Below are 17288 nucleotides of genomic sequence, written 5' to 3' on the forward strand. Positions count from 1 at the left end.
AGCGGTGTCCGAAGTGCGTGTCTCCGTCACTTGTCGCCCGGTCAGGGATAGTTTACGGACCTGACGACACGGCGATGAGCAATGGGGCTGGGCATGGCCTTCGATCCTCCGATCGAGCCTTTGATCGAACTGCGAGGCGTCAACAAGCACTACGGCGACCTGCACGTCCTCCAGGACATCAACCTGACCGTCTCCCGCGGGGAGGTGGTCGTGGTCATCGGCCCCTCCGGGTCGGGCAAGTCCACCCTGTGCAGGGCGATCAACCGGCTGGAGAGCGTCGAGTCCGGCGCCATCCACCTCGAGGGCCGCCCCCTCCCCGAGGAGGGCAAGGCGCTCGCCGGGCTGCGCGCCGAGGTCGGGATGGTGTTCCAGTCGTTCAACCTCTTCGCCCACAAGACGGTCCTGCAGAACGTGTCGCTGGCGCAGATCAAGGTCCGCCGCCGCAAGCGTGAGGACGCCGACCGGCGCTCGCGTGAGCTGCTGGAGAGGGTGGGACTCGCCGCCCACGCCGACAAGTACCCCGCCCAGCTCTCCGGCGGCCAGCAGCAGCGGGTGGCCATCGCCCGCGCCCTGGCCATGGAGCCCACCGTCCTGCTCTTCGACGAGCCGACCTCCGCGCTCGACCCGGAGATGATCAACGAGGTGCTCGAGGTCATGCGGCAACTGGTCGACGAGGGCATGACCATGGTGGTGGTCACCCACGAGATGGGCTTCGCCCGTTCCGCCGCCAACCGCGTCGTCTTCATGGCCGACGGGAAGATCGTCGAGGACCGTCCCCCCGAGGAGTTCTTCACCGACCCGCACAGCGAGCGGGCCAGGGACTTCCTCTCCAAGATCCTCAAGCACTGACCGGGGCCCCGCCATGAAGAACCCCGCACGCAGCGCCCCCGTCCACGCTCCCCGCGTCCCCGCCCGCACGTCCCGGGCATCCGCCCGGGCACCCCGCACCGTCGTCCGCGCCCTCCTCGCCGCCGCCCTGGCCCTCGCCGCGGCCGCCTGCGGCAAGGACGGCAGCCCTCCCGTGAAGGGCCCGGCCCAGGACGCGCTCCCCACCTACACCGTGAACGAGGACTTCCGGCTGCCCGACTCGCCCACCTGGGTGCGCGCCGAGCGCCGCGGGTACTTCGTCGTCGGAGCCAAGGAGGACCAGCCCTTCCTCGGCGAACGGGACCCGGCCAGCGGCGAGTTCACCGGCTTCGACATCGAGATCGCCCGCATGATGTCCGCCTCCCTCGGCCTCGACCCGGACCGCATCCGGTTCAAGACCATCGCCTCCGCCAACCGCGAGACGGCGCTGCAGAACGGGCAGGTCGACTTCTACGTCGGCACGTACACCATCAACGACAACCGCAAGAAGCTGGTCGGCTTCGCCGGGCCGTACTACATGGCCGGCCAGGGCCTCCTGGTCCGCAAGGACGAGACGGAGATCAAGGGCCCCGAGGACCTCTCCGGGAAGCGGGTCTGCTCGGCGTCCGGCTCCACGCCCTACCAGCGCATCAGGGACGACTTCCCCGAGGCCGACCTGGTCGCCTACGACTCCTACTCGGTCTGCGTCGACAACCTGCTGACCTATCAGGTCGACGCGGTGACCACCGACGACGCCATCCTCATCGGCTACGCCGCGAAGGTCCCCGAGGAACTGAAGGTGGTGGGCAAGCCCTTCTCCGAGGAGCCCTACGGCATCGGCGTGCCCAGGGAGGACAACGCGCTGCGGTTCGCGCTCGACGACGCCCTGGAGGAGCGGCAGAAGAACGGCGACTGGAAACGGGCCTACGAGGCCACCCTCGGCCTGTCCGGGGTGCCGGCGCCCGAGCCGCCCCCCATCGACCGCTACCCGGCGGGCTGACGAGGACCGGAACCTGACGTGAACGTACTGACCGACAACTTCTCCACCTACGGCGAGGGCTTCCTCGGCACCGTCGAGCTCACCTTCTTCGCCTCACTGCTCGCCCTGGTGCTGGGCTTCCTGATGGCCTCCTTCCGGGTCGCCCCGGTCGGATCGCTCAGGGTGATCGGCACGGTGTGGGTGACGGTGCTGCGCAACACCCCGCTGACCCTGCTGTTCTTCGCCGTCCTGCTGGGCCTGCCCCGCTTCGGACTGGTGCTGCCGTTCACCGTCTTCGCGGTGCTGGCGCTGGGCTGCTACACCTCGGCGTTCATCTGCGAGGCGCTGCGCTCGGGCATCAACACCGTGCCGCGCGGACAGGGCGAGGCGGCCCGCAGCCTCGGCATGACGTTCGGCCAGACCCTGTCGCACGTCATCCTGCCGCAGGCCTTTCGCACCGTCATCCCGCCGATCGGCTCCACCCTGATCGCCCTCGCCAAGAACTCGGCCATCGCGGGCGCCTTCAGCGTCACCGAACTGCTCGGCGTCTACAAGACGCTGGGCGAGCTCGGCTACGACGTCGTGTGGACCTTCGTCTGGATCGCCGCCGGCTACCTGATCATCACCCTCGCCATCAGCGCGCTCTTCAACGTGCTGGAGCGCACGTGGGGAGTGCCCCGATGACCTCGACCGCGCGGGCCGAGCACACGCCCACCGCCCTCTACGACATCCCGGGCCCCAAGGCCCGTGCCCGTCACCGTCTCTACGGGGCGGCGGCCACCCTGGTGATCCTGGCGCTGCTCGGCTGGCTGGTGTACCTGCTGGTGGACACCGGGCAGTTCGAGGCCGCCAAGTGGACGCCGTTCCAGTACAAGGGCATCCAGGAACTGCTGCTGCGCGGCCTGGGGAACACCCTCAAGGCCTTCGCCATCGCCGCGGTGCTCTCGCTCCTGCTGGGCGTGGTGCTGGCGATGGGGCGGCTCTCCGAGCACCGGGCGCTGCGCTGGGTCTCCACCCTGCTGGTGGAGTTCTTCCGGGCCATGCCCGTGCTGGTGATGATCTTCTTCGTGTTCGTGGCGCTCGAGGTGCGCCCGCTGCCCGCGCTGGTCACCGGCCTGACGCTCTACAACGGATCGGTGCTCGCCGAGGTCTTCCGCTCCGGCGTCAACTCGGTGGACCGGGGCCAGCGGGAGGCCGCGTACGCCCTCGGCATGCGCAAGTCGCAGGTGATGACGTACGTGCTGGCGCCGCAGGCGGCGCGGGCCATGCTGCCCTCGATCATCAGCCAGCTGGTGGTCGCCCTGAAGGACACCTCGCTGGGCTTCCTGATCACCTACGAGGAGTTTCTGCACGCCGGGAAACTCATCGCGTCGAACCTTGACTATGATTTGCCTTTCATCCCCGTGGTCCTGGTGATCTCGCCGGTCTACATCGGGATGTGCATGTTGCTCTCCTGGTTCGCCGGGTGGGTCGCCCGGCGCCAGCGGCGCAACCCGAAGACCGAGGCCGTCGACGTGGCCCCGGGCGGACCGGGACCACTGCTGCCGGGCGAGGCCCCGCCCACGGCCGACAGGCCGTAGGGAGCGGCGGCTCACAGGGCACCCCTGGATCCGCCCGGCAGCAGCCGGAGATCACTGCTCGCGCGGTGCCGGACCGTCCGCAAGACGGTCCGGGACGCTCGGGGAGAAGGTCAGCTGCGCGCCGGCCGGATCCGAGCCCGGCCGCCCGGCACCGGAGAAGTCCGGGGCGCTCGCTTCACGAACCCGCCCGGTGCTTGGGCTGCGTCTGCAGGGTCTTGACCGTGGGGGCCGACTGCGCCGCCTTGGTGACGTCGCCCACCAGTTCGACGACGTCCGCGCCGTAGGCGGCCGAGTTCACCACCTTGAGCAGCAGGACGAACGAGCCGCCGTCGTACTTGCGCGCCAGCTTCTCGTGGTTGCGGGCCAGGTAGCGGGTGGCCGCCTGGTTGGTGATGGCCCGCTGGCCGCAGAAGAGGAACACCGGCCGCGCTCCCTTGCCCTGGCCCGCCGTCAGCCGGGCCAGCAGCACGTACTCCTCCGTGCCGGGCTCCATCCGGTAGCGCTCGGTGCCGATCTGGAACGCGCCGCGGTCCGGGCCCGCGTCCGGCTCCGTGTTGATCCGCACCCCGGGCAGCAGCGAGTGCAGGTGCGCCGCCAGCCGCCGGTTGGCGCCTGGCCCGCCGACGCAGAACTCGGTCCGCTCGCCGAAGCTCTGCTGCGCCGCGTCGTGCGGCACCAGCTGCGCGTGGGCCTTGCAGTCCTTGACGACGGCGGCGAGCTCCAGCAGCGCGAAGGCGTCGTGCCGCACCACGGTGAGCTCCGGGCCGGCCCCCGGATCGCGGTTGACGACCAGCAGCGACTCCGCGTTGTCGGGCAGTCCGAAGAAGGCCTGCTTGCGGCTCAGGCGGCGGTCGGCGAGGCGGCCGCGGAGCAGCCAGCCCAGTGCCGCGCCCACGCAGAGGGCGGCCACGGCGAGGACGAGGTACAGCACGACGGTATTCATGGGCGCGCAGCCTAGCGGGCACCCATCAGGCGTTCGAGCGCGCCTCTGAAGTGTGCACGGCAATTTGGGCTAGGCTGCGGCGATTACCGATGACCGGAGGTAAAGGTGCGTCTTTCCGTCACACCCCAGCCCGTCACACGGAACAGGACCGGAGCGGCCAGAGCGCCCGGAACGCGACGGCGCACAAGGGGTGCGGTCCTGGCCCTCTCGGCCGCCCTCGTCTCCTCGCTCACCGTCGCCGCGCCGGCCCAGGCGGTGCCGGGCGGCCCGCCGGGCGGCCCGGGTCCCGTCAAGACACCGGTGGCCACGGGCTACGGCGGGGCCGTCTCCAGCGTCGACGCCGACGCCACCGCAGCGGGGCTGGAGATCCTCAAGAAGGGCGGCAACGCGGTCGACGCGGCGGTCGCCACGGCCGCCGCCCTCGGCGTCACCGAGCCGTACTCGGCCGGTGTCGGCGGAGGCGGCTACTTCGTGTTCTACGACGCCCGCTCCCGCAGCGTGCACACCCTCGACGGGCGGGAGACCGCGCCGCTGAGCGCCGGGAGCGACCTGTTCCTCGAGGACGGCACCCCCGTCCCGTTCGCCGAGGCCGTCACCAGCGGGCTGAGCGTCGGCACCCCCGGAACCCCCGCGACGTGGGAGAAGGCCCTGGAGAAGTGGGGCAGCAAGCGGCTGTCCGGCGTGCTGGCGCCGGCCGAGAGGCTGGCCCGTGACGGCTTCACGGTCGACGAAACGTTCCGCTCGCAGACCGCCGCCAACGAGGCCCGCTTCCGCCACTTCCCCGCCACCGTCGAGCTCTTCCTGCCCGGCGGCCGGCTGCCCGAGGTGGGCTCGACCCTCAAGAACCCCGACCTGGCCCGCACCTACGCCCGGATGGCACGGGAGGGCGCCGGTGTCATGTACCGCGGCCCGATCGCCGAGGACGTCGTCGAGACGGTCAACCACCCGCCGGTGGCCCCCGGTTCGGACTACCGCGCGCGGCCCGGACGACTCGAGGAGCGGGACCTGGCGCGCTACCGCGTCAAGGAGCAGGCGCCCACCGCCGTCGGCTACCGCGGGCTGAAGGTCCACGGCATGGCGCCCTCCTCGTCCGGCGGCACCACCGTCGGCGAGGCCCTCAACATCCTGGAGCGGACCGACCTCTCCCGGGCGAGCCAGGCACAGTACCTGCACCGCTACATCGAGGCGAGCCGCCTCGCCTTCGCGGACCGCGGCCGCTGGGTCGGCGACCCCGCCTTCGAGGACGTGCCGACCCGCGAACTGCTCTCCCAGGAGTTCGCCGACTCCCGCGCCTGCCTGATCAAGGACGACGCGGTGCTCACCAGCCCCGTCGCGCCCGGCGACCCGCGTCACCCCGCGGCCTGCGCCGCGGGCGGGCAGGCCGCCCCCACCACCTACGAGGGCGAGAGCACCACGCACCTCACGGTCGCCGACAAGTGGGGCAACGTCGTCGCGTACACGCTCACCATCGAGCAGACCGGCGGCAGCGGCATCACCGTGCCGGGCCGCGGGTTCCTGCTGAACAACGAGCTGACCGACTTCTCCTTCGCCCCGGCGAACCCGGCCGTGCACGACCCGAACCTGCCCGGTCCGGGCAAGCGGCCGCGCTCCTCCATGTCCCCGACGATCGTGCTCGACGGCAAGGGCAGGCCGGTGCTGGCGCTCGGCTCGCCGGGCGGCGCGACCATCATCACCACTGTGCTGCAGACCCTCACCGGAGTCGTCGACCGGGGACTGCCGCTGGTGGACGCCATCGCGGCCCCGCGCGCGAGCCAGCGCAACGCGGCCCGCACCGAGCTCGAACCCGGGCTGTACGACAGCCCGGTGCGCGCCGAACTCGAGGCGATCGGGCACGTGTTCAGCCGCAACCCGGAGATCGGCGCGGCCACCGGCGTGCAGCGGCTGCCCGACGGCCGCTGGACCGCGGCCGCGGAAACCGTCCGCCGGGGCGGCGGCTCCGCCATGGTGGTCCGCCCGGCCGGCTGACGAGCCGCCCCGCACGGCCCCGCCACGCGGGGTCACGCCACGCGGGGTCCCGCCGCGAACGGTCCCGTCGCGTACGACGGCTGCGGGCGTACCGCGGCGGGGACCGGACGCACACGACAGGCGCCGCCCGGCACACGACAGGCGGAGCTCGGCACACGACAGGCGCCGCCCGGCACAGGCCGGGCGGCGCCTTCGGCGCGGGAGACGGCCGCGCGGTCAGGAACCCGTGCCGCCGGAGCCGCCGAAGGGCGGCTCCGGTGGGGCGTCCCCGCCCGCGGCGGTCGAGCCGGCGCTCTCCACCCGGAACGCGGGACGGTCGTCCTCGCCGACCTCGACCACGACCCGCCCGCCGCCGGACAGCCGGCCGTCCAGCAGCATCCGGGACAGCTCGTTGTCGACCTCCCGCTGGATGGTGCGGCGCAGCGGACGGGCGCCGTACTCCGGCTGGTGGCCGTGGCGCGCCAGCCAGTCCACCGCCTGGTCGGTGAACCGCACCGTGACGTCCTGCGCGTGCAGCCGGCGGCGGGTCCGCTCCAGCATCAGGTCGGTGATCTGCCGCAGCTGCACGTCGGTGAGCTGACGGAACACCACGATCTCGTCGATCCGGTTGAGGAACTCCGGCCGGAAGTGCTGCCGCAGGGGCCGCAGCACCCGCTCCCGGCGCGCCTCCTCGTCCACGGCGGCGTCCGCGGCGGTGAACCCCAGCGCGCCGCCGCCCCGGACGATCACCTCGGACCCCAGGTTGGAGGTCATCACGATCACCGTGTTGGTGAAGTCCACGGTGCGGCCCTGGGAGTCCGTCAGCCGGCCGTCGTCCAGCACCTGCAGCAGGATGTTGAAGACGTCCGGGTGCGCCTTCTCCACCTCGTCGAGCAGCAGCAGCGAGTACGGGTGGCGCCGCACCACCTCGGTGAGCTGGCCGGCCTCCTCGTGCCCGACGTACCCGGGCGGGGCCCCGACCAGGCGGCTCACCGTGTGGCGCTCCTGGTACTCGCTCATGTCGAGCCGGACCATCCGCTCCTCGCTGCCGAACAGCGCCTCCGCCAGCGCCCGCGCCAGCTCCGTCTTCCCGACGCCGGTCGGGCCCAGGAAGAGGAAGCTGCCGATCGGCCGGTCCGGTCCGGCCAGACCGGCTCGGGCCCGCAGCACGGCGTCGGAGACCACCCGCACGGCCTCGTCCTGGCCGACCACCCGCTCGTGCAGGTGCTCCTCCAGGTGCAGCAGCCGGTCCTTCTCCTCGGCGGTCAGGCTGGCCACCGGAATGCCCGTCTGCCGGGAGACCACCTCGGCGATCGACTCCACCGTGACCACCAGGTTCTGCCCCTCGTCGGGCTGCTCCTCCTGGCCCGCCGCCTCGACGCGCGCCCGGACCTCCTCGATCCGGTCGCGCAGCCGCATCGCCTCCTCGTACTGCTCGGCGGCGACCGCCTGGTCCTTGTCGCGGGTCAGCTGCTCCGCCTCACGCTGCAGCGCCCGCACGTCGGTGCGCCGGCCGCGCGAGCGCAGCCGGACCCGGGCGCCGGCCTGGTCCATCAGGTCGATCGCCTTGTCCGGCAGGAACCGCTCGGTGAGGTACCGGTCGGAGAGCTCCACCGCCGCCACCAGTGCCTCGTCGGTGTAACGCACCTGGTGGTGGGCTTCGTAGCGGTCGGCGAGGCCGCGCAGGATCTCGATGGCGTCCGCCACCGACGGCTCGGGCACCATGACCGGCTGGAAGCGGCGGGCCAGCGCCGCGTCCTTCTCGATCCTGCGGTACTCCTCCAGCGTGGTGGCTCCCACCACGTGCAGTTCGCCGCGGGCCAGGGCGGGCTTGAGGATGTTGCCCGCGTCCATCCCGCCGCTCTCGCCGCCGCCTCCGGCGCCGACCACCGTGTGCAGTTCGTCGATGAAGACGACCAGTTCGCTGGGATGGGCGCGGATCTCGTCGATGATCCCGTTGAGCCGCTCCTCGAAGTCGCCGCGGTAGCGGGTGCCCGCCACCACGCCGGACACGTCCAGGGCGACCACGCGGCGGCCGGCGAGCACGTCGGGGACGTCGTCGTCCGCGATCCGCTGGGCGAGGCCCTCCACGATCGCGGTCTTGCCCACGCCGGCGTCGCCGATCAGCACCGGGTTGTTCTTGCCCCGCCGGGAGAGGACCTCGACGGTCTGCTCGATCTCCTCCTCGCGCCCGATCACGGGGTCGATCCGGCCCTGCCGCGCCAGCTCGGTGAGATCGCGGCCGTAGCGGTCCAGGTTCGGCGTGTTCATGCCGTGCTGGGGCTGTTCGGGATGGCGGCGCACGGCGGTCGAACCGGCGGGGACCCGGCCGCCCGCGCCGGCCGACGGCTCCTGGCCCTCCGGCGGGGGAGTGGGTGCGAAACGGGCCGTGCTGAGGATGTGGCCGGCCGCCGAGTCGGGGTTCTCGGCCAGCGCGCTCAGCACGTGCTCGGGGCCGATGTAGCCGTCGCCGCGGCTGCGGGCCAGCTCGTGCGCGTCCAGCAGGGCGCGCTTGACGGCCGGGGTCATCGCCACCGAGGCCGGCGGGGTCTCGTCACCCGCGGGGGCGGCGGAGCGGCTGTCGATGTCCGCCGCCAGCTCGTCCGGGTCGGCGCCCGCCCGGGCGATCAGACTGCGGGTCGGCTCGATGGCCAGGGCGGCGCGCAGCAGGTGCTCGGTCTCCAGGTCGCGGCTGCCGTGCTCGGCCGCGTAGGCGGCCGCGGCACGCACCAGGTCCTGGGCGGGCCGGCTCATCAGGCGGCCGATGTCCACGCGCCGCGGCGGGGCGCCGTTGCCGCCGCCCTGCCCCGGGGATCCGCCGCCGGACCCCCGGGCCGACGGTGCGGGACCGAAGAGTCCGCTGCTGAACAGGCGTGCGAAGAATTCTGCGAAGGGGTCCGAGCCGTAGCCCTGCGGACCCGGGAATCCGCTGGTCATCAGCCATCCGTTTCGGCGCGCCCCCTGCATCGCGCGGGCGCACGAGGTCGACAGTCCGTGCGCCCGCCGGGTGCCCCTGCGGCAGGTGGCTACACCTCGGCCGACCGGGCGGCCGCCATCTCGCCCCTCACCTTGAGTGACCGGATGATTGCGTCGCGCGCGCCGCGCGGCGCGACGGGGCACCCGGCACGGACGGCGCGGGCCACGCTCCTGAGGGACGCGGCCCGCGCGGTCTTACCTGGTGCGGGAAGGCCTCGCGGTCCTCCCGCGGGACGGGGCCCGGACACCGGCGTCCGGCCGGCCGAACACCGGCGTCGGCCCGGCCGGGCGCCGGCGGTGCGCGGCTGGCCCGCAAGGGTGGTGATGCGCGGTGACTCGACGGCTTTGCCGGGATGGTCTTGGCAAGGCCCCCGGGGCGTCCTAAGTTCGAGATTCCGGCGGTTGCGGCCGACCCGGCGGATCGACCGGATCCTTTCGCCCAGCGGTGAGTCCCTGCAGTAGAGGCCCTCTGACGTTCCGTCGAAGGAGCAGCTCGTGGCCAACGTCGTACGCGCAGCCCTGGTCCAGGCCACCTGGACCGGCGACACCGAGTCCATGATCGCCAAGCACGAGGAACACGCCCGTGAGGCGGCCCGGCAGGGCGCCGGGGTCATCGGCTTCCAGGAAGTCTTCAACGCCCCCTACTTCTGCCAGGTCCAGGACCCGGAGCACTACCGGTGGGCCGAACCCGTCCCCGACGGCCCCACCGTGACCCGGATGCGGGCCCTGGCCCGCGAGACCGGCATGGTGATCGTGGTGCCGGTCTTCGAGGTCGAGCAGAGCGGCTTCTACTACAACACCGCGGTCGTCGTCGACGCGGACGGAACGGTCCTGGGCAAGTACCGCAAGCACCACATCCCGCAGGTCAAGGGCTTCTGGGAGAAGTACTACTTCAAGCCGGGCAACCTGGGATGGCCGGTCTTCGACACCGCGGTCGGCAAGGTCGGCGTCTACATCTGCTACGACCGGCACTTCCCCGAGGGCTGGCGCCAGCTCGGGCTCAACGGCGCCCAGCTCGTCTACAACCCGTCCGCCACCTCGCGCGGCCTGTCCGCCTACCTGTGGCAGCTCGAACAGCCCGCCGCCGCGGTCGCCAACGAGTACTTCGTCGCCGCCATCAACCGCGTCGGCCAGGAACCCTATGGCGACAACGACTTCTACGGCACCAGCTACTTCGTCGACCCGCGCGGCCGGTTCGTCGGTGACGTGGCCAGCGACAAGGAGGAGGAACTCGTCGTGCGCGACCTCGACCTCGGTCTCATCGAGGAGGTCCGGCAGCAGTGGGCCTTCTACCGCGACCGCCGGCCCGACGCCTACCAGGGACTGGTGCAGCCGTGACGGCGACGGACGAGACGGCCCCGGCCGCCGCCGGCGAGGCCCGCGACGGCGCGTCGGCCGCCGCGGACGAGGCCCGCGGCCCGGCGGGACTGCTCGGCCGGCACCGGGCCGTGCTCCCCGACTGGCTGGCCCTCTACTACGACGACCCCCTGGAGATCGTCGAGGGCGAGGGACGCCGCGTCCGGGACGCCCAGGGCCGCGAGTACCTCGACTTCTTCGGCGGCATCCTCACCACGATGACCGCCCACGCCCTCCCCGAGGTCGCCAAGGCGGTCACCGGACAGGCTGGCCGGCTGCTGCACTCCTCCACGCTCTACCTCAACCGGCCGATGGTCGAACTCGCCGAACGCATCGCCGAGTTGTCCGGCATCCCGGACGCCCGGGTCTTCTTCACCACCTCCGGCACCGAGGCGAACGACACCGCGCTGCTGCTCGCCACCACCTACCGGCGCAGCAACCAGATCCTGGCCATGCGCAACAGCTACCACGGCCGGTCCTTCTCCACCGTCTCCGTCACCGGCAACCGCGGCTGGTCGCCGACCTCGCTGTCCCCGCTGCAGACCCTCTACGTCCACGGCGGCGTCCGCCACCGCGGGCCGTACGCGCACCTGGACGACGAGGCGTTCACCGCCGCCTGCGTCGCCGACCTGCGCGACCTGCTCGGCCACGTGCGCGCGCCGGCCGCGCTGATCGCCGAACCGGTGCAGGGGGTCGGAGGGTTCACCTCCCCGCCGGACGGGCTGTACGCCGCGTTCCGCGAGGTCCTCGCCGAGCAGGGCGTGCTGTGGATCGCCGACGAGGTGCAGACCGGCTGGGGACGCACCGGCGACCACTTCTGGGGCTGGCAGGCGCACGACCGCAACGGCCCGCCCGACATCGTCACCTTCGCCAAGGGCATCGGCAACGGCATGTCGGTCGGCGGCGTGATCGCCCGCGCCGAGATCATGAACTGCCTCGACGCGAACTCCATCTCCACCTTCGGCGGCACCCAGGTCACCATGGCCGCCGCCCTCGCCAACCTGGACCACCTGCTCCGCAACGACCTCCAGGGCAACGCCCGCCGGGTCGGCGGCCCGCTCCTGGAGAGGCTGCGGACCGCCTGCTCCGCCCTGCCCGGCGTGCGCGAGGTCCGGGGCCGCGGCCTGATGATCGGCATCGAACTCGTCCGGCCCGGCACCGACCTGGCCGACCCCGAGGCGGCCGCGGCCGTCCTGGAGGGCGCCCGCGAGGAGGGCCTGCTGATCGGCAAGGGCGGCGGCCACGACACCAGCGCGCTGCGCATCGCCCCGCCGCTGTCCCTCACGGCCGCCGAGGCGGAGGAGGGAGCGGCGATCCTCGAGAGGGTCCTGCGCCGCATCGCGGGGTGACGCCCGGGGCCGCGCGCCCCGTCACCCCCGAATCCGTCACGGAAGGAGAGGCACAGTCCATGTCCCCCGCGGAGACGGGCCGGACCCGCCTCCGGCGGTGCGAAGCGAACGGAGTCGAGCTGTGACGCGCACTCTGATCACCGGCGGTCTGGTCATCACCGCCTCGGACGAACTCCACGTCGACGTGCTCGTCGAGGGCAGTCGGATCGCGGCCCTGGCGACCCCGGACAGCCACGGCTGGACGGCCGACCGCGTGATCGACGCCACCGGCAAGTACGTGATCCCCGGCGGTGTCGACGCCCACACGCACATGGAGATGCCCTTCGGCGGGACGATGTCCTGCGACACCTTCGAGACGGGAACCCGGGCCGCCGCGTGGGGCGGAACGACCACGATCATCGACTTCGCGATCCAGCCCAGGGGCGGTTCCCTGCGGCAGGGCGTGGACGCCTGGCACGAGAAGGCGGAAGGCAACTGCGCCGTCGACTACGCCTTCCACATGATCATCTCCGATGTCAACGAGTCGACCCTCGGGCAGATGGGCGCTCTCGTCGAAGCCGGCATCAGCTCCTTCAAGCTCTTCGCCGCCTATCCCGGGGTCTTCTACTCCGACGACGGCCAGATCCTCCGGGCCATGCAGCGGGCCGCCGACATCGGCGGTCTGATCATGATGCACGCCGAGAACGGCATCGCCATCGACGTGCTCGTCGAACAGGCGCTCGCTCGCGGTGAACGGGATCCGCGCCATCACGGGGAGGTCCGGCACGCGCTGCTCGAGGCCGAAGCCACGCACCGGGTGATCCGGCTCAGTCAGGTCGCCGGTGCTCCCGTCTACGTGGTGCACGTCTCCGCCGAGGAAGCCGTGGCCGAGCTGGTCCAGGCGCGGGACAAAGGGCTTCCGGTCTTCGGCGAGACCTGTCCGCAGTACCTGTTCCTGTCCGACGACAACCTGGCCGAGCCGGATTTCGAGGGCGCCAAGTACGTCTGCTCCACCCCTTTGCGTCCCCGCGAGCATCAGGCCGCGCTCTGGCGCGGTCTGAGGACCAACGACCTGCAGGTGGTCTCCACCGACCACTGCCCCTTCTGCTTCAAGGGGCAGAAGGACCTGGGAAGGGGCGATTTCTCCAAGATCCCCAACGGCCTGCCCGGCGTCGAACACCGCATGGATCTGCTCCACCAGGCGGTGGTGGACGGTCACATCACCCGCCGTCGCTGGATCGAGATCGCCTGCGCCGCCCCGGCGCGGATGTTCGGCCTGTACCCGAGGAAGGGCACCATCGCGCCCGGTGCCGACGCGGACGTCGTCGTCTACGACCCGCACGCGGAGCAGGTCCTCTCGGCCGGGACGCATCACATGAACGTGGACTACTCCGCGTACGAGGGCAAGCGGATCACCGGCCGGGTCGAGACGGTGCTGTCCCGTGGCGTCCCCGTGCTCGAGGACGCCGCGTACGTAGGACACCGGGGGCACGGGGTGTACGTGCCGCGGGGACTCTCGCAGTACTCGTGAGCACCGGCGCCTCCGAGAGCTGGAGGCGACCGGTTCAACGGGGCCGTGCCCTCATCCGGAGATCGCGTGGCCTCAAGGTCATGGCGAGGGCGGGGCGAGTTCTCCGGACGGTCAGGTGCGCCAGACGCCAGCGGGCGGTGATGGTCGCCAGGGCGAGGGTGGCCTCGGTCGTGGCGAAGGCGTCGCCGATGCATCTGCGGGCGCCCGCCGCGAACGGGATGAGGGCGTGGCGGGGCGGTTGAGGGCGGCCGGGATCCCAGCGGTCGGGATCGAAGGCTTCGGGGTCGTCGTAGAGGTCGCGCCTGTGGTGGACGAGATAGGCGCTGTACGCGACGGTGGTGCCCGCCCGCAGCAGGTGCCCGCCCAGTTCGGCGTCGGCCGAGACCGAACGGGTGATGAACCAGCCCGGCGGGCGCATCCGCAGCGTTTCCTTGACGACCCGTGCGGTCAGCGGCAGGTCGGGCAGGTCCCTATGGGCGGCCGCGGCACCGTCCAGGACCGTGTCGACCTCGCGGTGGACCCGCTGTTCGACCTCGGGATGCCGGGCCAGCAGGTCCAGTGCCCAGCTCACGGTGGCCGCCGTGGTCTCCGTCCCGGCCAGGAAGAAGGCCATCGTCTGGTCGCCGACTTCTTCGGAGCTCATGCCGCGCCCGTCCCCTTCGGTGTCGCGGGCCCGGATCAGCGCGGAGAGCAGGTCACCCCGGTCGGTCCCCTGCGAGAGGCGCTGGGCGACGATCTGGTCGAGGGTGCCGCGCAGCCGGGCCCGAGCCCGCAGGTAGGACCGGTTGCCCCGGGTGGGGAGCCGGTCCAGCGGGGGGATCAGCAGCATGCGGCGGCCCATGCCGTTGATGAGGGTGGTGACGTCGCCGAGGATCCGGTCGAGTTCGGCCGGGGGCAGCGAGCGGGAGAAGAAGGCGGCGGCCGCCGCCTTGGAGGCGATGGCCATCATCTCGGTCTGCACGGACAGGACCTGACCGGCCTGCCACGCAGCGGTGCGCTCGTCGATGCAGTCCGTCATGACGTCCGCGTACGCGGCGAGACGGGCTGGACGGAAGGCCGGCTGGAGCATGCGTCGCTGACGGCGGTGCGCGCTGTACGGACAGGTGGGGAGCCCGTTGCCCGCGACTTCCCGCGCCCGGTCGTAGACAGGTCCTCCTTTGTCGAAGACACGGTCGTCGGTGAGGACGCGGCGGGTCAGTTCCGCGTCGCACAGCACGACGACGGGAAGCGGCCCCAGCCGGATGCGGACCAGATCCCCGTGGGCGGGCAGGGAGGTCAGGAACGTCAGCGGATCACGGAGCAACCGCACCAGGTGACCGGCCAGAGGAAGCCCGCCGGGGGCGGAGGGGATCGCGCGCGGGTCTGTCACGTGCGGCTCCGGGACCGCGGGTGCGGGCGACCGGCCGCAACGTCTTCCGGGGCCGAGGCGTCGGTGGGCAGTGCGTGCCACCACCAGCCGATGGAAGGGGCCTCCGGGGGCGCGCCGGTCGCGCTGGGCACGTCCGCGACGGGGCACGTCGCCACACGGACGGCGCCGGGGTGGCGGCCGTCGGGATCGGTGTATCGGGCCGCCCGGATGCCCCATTCGTAGTTGCCACGGATGAGGCAGGTCAGATTGGACACATAGCGGCTCAGCGGCTCGGAAGCGGCCGGCAGGACGAGGTCACGGACCTCGACGAAGCGGGCCAGGATGCGGTCGCGCAGGGCCACGGCCCGCCTCCGGGCATCCTGTGGGGTGCACCCGTACCGGGCTTGATGGAGGGCGACCAGATTGAGGACGGGCTCCGTCCTCGCGGGCCGCCGGGCGGCGTACCACAGTTCCTTGCCGTAGGAGAAGAGGTCGTCGTCGATGGCGGCGACCATGGCGGCCATCTCGGTGAGCGCGTGCACGGCAGGGGCGTTGATCTCCTGATCGGGGATGTCGCTCCCCTCACTGACCTGGAACCAGGCGAGGGTCGGGAAGCCGGCGACGTACAGCAGACGGGTGTGGAGATATTCGTTGAGGTTCGGCATCGACCGCTGCCCGCGGGCAGCGCGTTCCCACGCCACGCCCAGGTACCAGGAGAGGTGGGCGTCCACCAGGCGGCGACGCTGGGTCGCGGAAGCCAGGCGGTGCAACCGCTCGGCCAGCTCCACCACCGGCCCGGTGAAGAGGTTCTCCGGCGGCAGCAGCCCCGCTGTCGGGGTCTCCAGTGTCCGGACGACACGCACGGCCAGGTCCAGGAAGGAGAAGGCGTCCTCCGGGGATTCCTCGTCGCAGGCGAAGTCGTCGAACACGAACATCGTGTACGTCCAGTCCACGGCCATCTGGAGCCGCTCCGCGTCCGCATCGGGGCAGTTGCCCGCGAAGAACAGCGCGGACCTGGTGCCCACGACCCGTTCACGGCGTCCGGGGCCCCGGCCGAGGCCGTGACGCTCCACGAAGGCCAGGCCCTGCGCCTCGAGGAGTTCGACATCCGCGTGGCACCGCCACGGCATGGGGAAGTACATCGCCGGCAGTCGCGTCACGATGTCCGGATCGGACGGGGTGATGTGCTCGCTCACAGTGCTCTCCTCCGCCGACGGGCGTTCACGTGCGGACCGGGTCGTGTTCAGGGACCGACGCCGTCATGGCGTGCGTTCCGTGACGCCGTGCACCAGGCGTCGGGCCGCGTCGGCCGCAGGCGCCGGGAAGGCCGCGGCGTCCAGGGCCCGGAGCGCCTGCCGACGACGCAGCCTGATCATGTCTTCGACGGTGTCCACGGCCCTGGCTCCGGTGCTCAGGACGGGCCGGTGGTCTCCCCCACGCTTCCCCTCCCGGACCCCGGAACCGGTCGCCCTCACCATGCTGGCCGACCGTTCACCGGCCAATGGGCCCGCACCGGCGCACGGGGGCATCCGGAGGGCGGCAGACGGCAGGGGGCGCGGGTGCGGGAGCGGGGCGCGCCGCGCGGGGGAGTGGCGAGCCCTCCGCGCGGGGCGCCGTCACCGAGACGGAAGTCGATGTGAACCCGGCGGTCAGCACGCCGATCCCCACTGCGGCGCCCGCGGCGAAGGCGAGGGCGTTGTCCGCCGCGTAGGCCGGCACCCCGCCGTGCGGGATGCCGTTGCGCCGGGCAGCTCGTCGCGGACGTGTCGGTGGCGCGTGTTATTCCTTGGGGCATGGAGACGGAAACTGCGGTCCCCGAGCGACCGGCCGCACTGCGGGACGCCTTCGGCGCGGGCGACGGCGGGCGCTCCGCCCTGGGGTGGGAGGCCGTGCGGGCCTTCGAGGCGCGATACGGCGTGGTGCTGCCCGAGCCGTACCGGTCGTTCGTCGCCGAGGTGGCGGACGGGTCCGAGCAGGGCCCGCCGGACCACGGCCTCCTGCCCCTCGCCGCACTGCCCTCCGACTGGGGCGACGACCGGCCTCCACGGGACCTCGCGCAGCCGTTCCCGCTCACCGAGGCGTGGCTGTGGGAGGAGGACGACCGCCCGGAGGAGGAACTGGACGCGCTGCTCGGCCCGGTCTTCGACCACGGCACGGTCGTGCTCGGCACCGACGGGTGCGGGATGTACTGGCACCTGGTGGTCACCGGTGCGCACCGCGGCCACATATGGACCATCACCGACGTGGGCGCCCTGCCGTTCGGGGCGGAGTTCGGGCACACCACGGGTGCGTCCGGGTTCGCCGGCTGGGTGGCCCACTGGGCGGCGGGCAAGGAGTGGTTCGACGCGCGCTGACGGGCCGCCGGAGCCGCGCTGCCTCCGCCGGGCCCGTGCCCTTGCGGGCGACCGGGCCGCCCAGGGGCGGCGGACCGGTGCG

13 protein-coding genes are annotated in these 17288 nt (G+C 72.4%); 9 read left to right on the forward strand and 4 right to left on the reverse strand.

Annotated features, from left to right (window positions below):
* Positions 1-93 precede the first annotated feature (93 nt).
* Genes Sfr03f_RS05915 through Sfr03f_RS05930 form a run of 4 tightly spaced genes read left to right on the forward strand, consistent with a single transcriptional unit; the run spans position 94 to position 3405 of the window.
* Positions 94-849 carry an amino acid ABC transporter ATP-binding protein gene (locus Sfr03f_RS05915; protein WP_108953474.1) on the forward strand — a complete coding sequence of 252 codons (756 nt, stop codon included), beginning with the start codon at positions 94-96 and terminating at the stop codon, positions 847-849.
* 13 nt (positions 850-862) lie between these two features.
* Positions 863-1846 carry a glutamate ABC transporter substrate-binding protein gene (locus Sfr03f_RS05920; protein ID WP_108952616.1) on the forward strand — a complete coding sequence of 328 codons (984 nt, stop codon included), beginning with the start codon at positions 863-865 and terminating at the stop codon, positions 1844-1846.
* 18 nt (positions 1847-1864) lie between these two features.
* Complete coding sequence (locus Sfr03f_RS05925; protein WP_108952617.1) at positions 1865-2509, forward strand: amino acid ABC transporter permease; 645 nt, start codon at positions 1865-1867, stop codon at positions 2507-2509.
* A complete protein-coding gene (locus tag Sfr03f_RS05930) occupies positions 2506-3405 on the forward strand; it encodes an amino acid ABC transporter permease (RefSeq protein WP_108952618.1) in 900 nt (299 codons plus the stop codon). The genes Sfr03f_RS05925 and Sfr03f_RS05930 overlap by 4 nt, the downstream gene beginning before the upstream one ends.
* Positions 3406-3580: 175 nt before the next feature.
* Here the strand turns inward: Sfr03f_RS05930 and Sfr03f_RS05935 are convergent, their stop codons facing one another.
* Positions 3581-4348 (reverse strand): hypothetical protein, encoded by a 768-nt coding sequence (locus Sfr03f_RS05935; protein WP_174721535.1) that lies wholly within the window; start codon positions 4346-4348, stop codon positions 3581-3583.
* Between the two features lie 198 nt (positions 4349-4546).
* Here Sfr03f_RS05935 and ggt point away from each other — a divergent pair, with 198 nt between their 5' ends.
* Positions 4547-6334, forward strand: a complete 1788-nt coding sequence (ggt, locus tag Sfr03f_RS05940; RefSeq protein WP_108953475.1) for a gamma-glutamyltransferase — start codon at positions 4547-4549, stop codon at positions 6332-6334.
* 216 nt (positions 6335-6550) lie between these two features.
* Here ggt and Sfr03f_RS05945 read toward each other — a convergent pair whose 3' ends face one another.
* A complete protein-coding gene (locus tag Sfr03f_RS05945) occupies positions 6551-9250 on the reverse strand; it encodes an ATP-dependent Clp protease ATP-binding subunit (protein WP_108952620.1) in 2700 nt (899 codons plus the stop codon).
* 534 nt (positions 9251-9784) lie between these two features.
* Here Sfr03f_RS05945 and Sfr03f_RS05950 point away from each other — a divergent pair.
* From Sfr03f_RS05950 to hydA, 3 genes are all read left to right on the forward strand, one after another.
* Positions 9785-10627 (forward strand): nitrilase-related carbon-nitrogen hydrolase, encoded by an 843-nt coding sequence (locus Sfr03f_RS05950; RefSeq protein ID WP_108952621.1) that lies wholly within the window; start codon positions 9785-9787, stop codon positions 10625-10627.
* 89 nt (positions 10628-10716) lie between these two features.
* Positions 10717-11994, forward strand: a complete 1278-nt coding sequence (locus tag Sfr03f_RS05955) for an aspartate aminotransferase family protein (RefSeq protein ID WP_108953476.1) — start codon at positions 10717-10719, stop codon at positions 11992-11994.
* A gap of 121 nt (positions 11995-12115) precedes the next feature.
* The gene (gene hydA, locus Sfr03f_RS05960; protein WP_108952622.1) at positions 12116-13504 is read left to right on the forward strand and encodes a dihydropyrimidinase; all 1389 of its coding nucleotides are present in this window, start codon (positions 12116-12118) and stop codon (positions 13502-13504) included.
* A 34-nt stretch (positions 13505-13538) separates the two neighbouring features.
* Here the strand turns inward: hydA and Sfr03f_RS05965 are convergent, their stop codons facing one another.
* Complete coding sequence (locus Sfr03f_RS05965) at positions 13539-14873, reverse strand: cytochrome P450 (RefSeq protein WP_108952623.1); 1335 nt, start codon at positions 14871-14873, stop codon at positions 13539-13541.
* A complete protein-coding gene (locus Sfr03f_RS05970) occupies positions 14870-16048 on the reverse strand; it encodes a terpene synthase family protein (RefSeq protein WP_108952624.1) in 1179 nt (392 codons plus the stop codon). The genes Sfr03f_RS05965 and Sfr03f_RS05970 overlap by 4 nt, the downstream gene beginning before the upstream one ends.
* Positions 16049-16645: 597 nt before the next feature.
* On the opposite strand from Sfr03f_RS05970, the gene Sfr03f_RS05985 reads away from it, so the two are divergent.
* Complete coding sequence (locus Sfr03f_RS05985; protein WP_108952625.1) at positions 16646-17206, forward strand: SMI1/KNR4 family protein; 561 nt, start codon at positions 16646-16648, stop codon at positions 17204-17206.
* The last annotated feature ends 82 nt before the right edge of the window (positions 17207-17288 follow it).

Origin of the sequence: Streptomyces fragilis, from assembly GCF_003112515.1 — a bacterium.
Taxonomy (GTDB): Bacteria; Actinomycetota; Actinomycetes; order Streptomycetales; family Streptomycetaceae; genus Streptomyces; species Streptomyces fragilis.

Coding starts and splice junctions, on each gene's coding strand:
- Sfr03f_RS05985 (WP_108952625.1), top strand. CDS start 16,646: ATGGAGACGGAAACTGCGGTCCCCGAGCGACCGGCCGCACTGCGGGAC.
- Sfr03f_RS05930 (WP_108952618.1), top strand. CDS start 2,506: ATGACCTCGACCGCGCGGGCCGAGCACACGCCCACCGCCCTCTACGAC.
- Sfr03f_RS05935 (WP_174721535.1), bottom strand. CDS start 4,348: ATGAATACCGTCGTGCTGTACCTCGTCCTCGCCGTGGCCGCCCTCTGC.
- Sfr03f_RS05920 (WP_108952616.1), top strand. CDS start 863: ATGAAGAACCCCGCACGCAGCGCCCCCGTCCACGCTCCCCGCGTCCCC.
- Sfr03f_RS05915 (WP_108953474.1), top strand. CDS start 94: ATGGCCTTCGATCCTCCGATCGAGCCTTTGATCGAACTGCGAGGCGTC.
- Sfr03f_RS05945 (WP_108952620.1), bottom strand. CDS start 9,250: ATGACCAGCGGATTCCCGGGTCCGCAGGGCTACGGCTCGGACCCCTTC.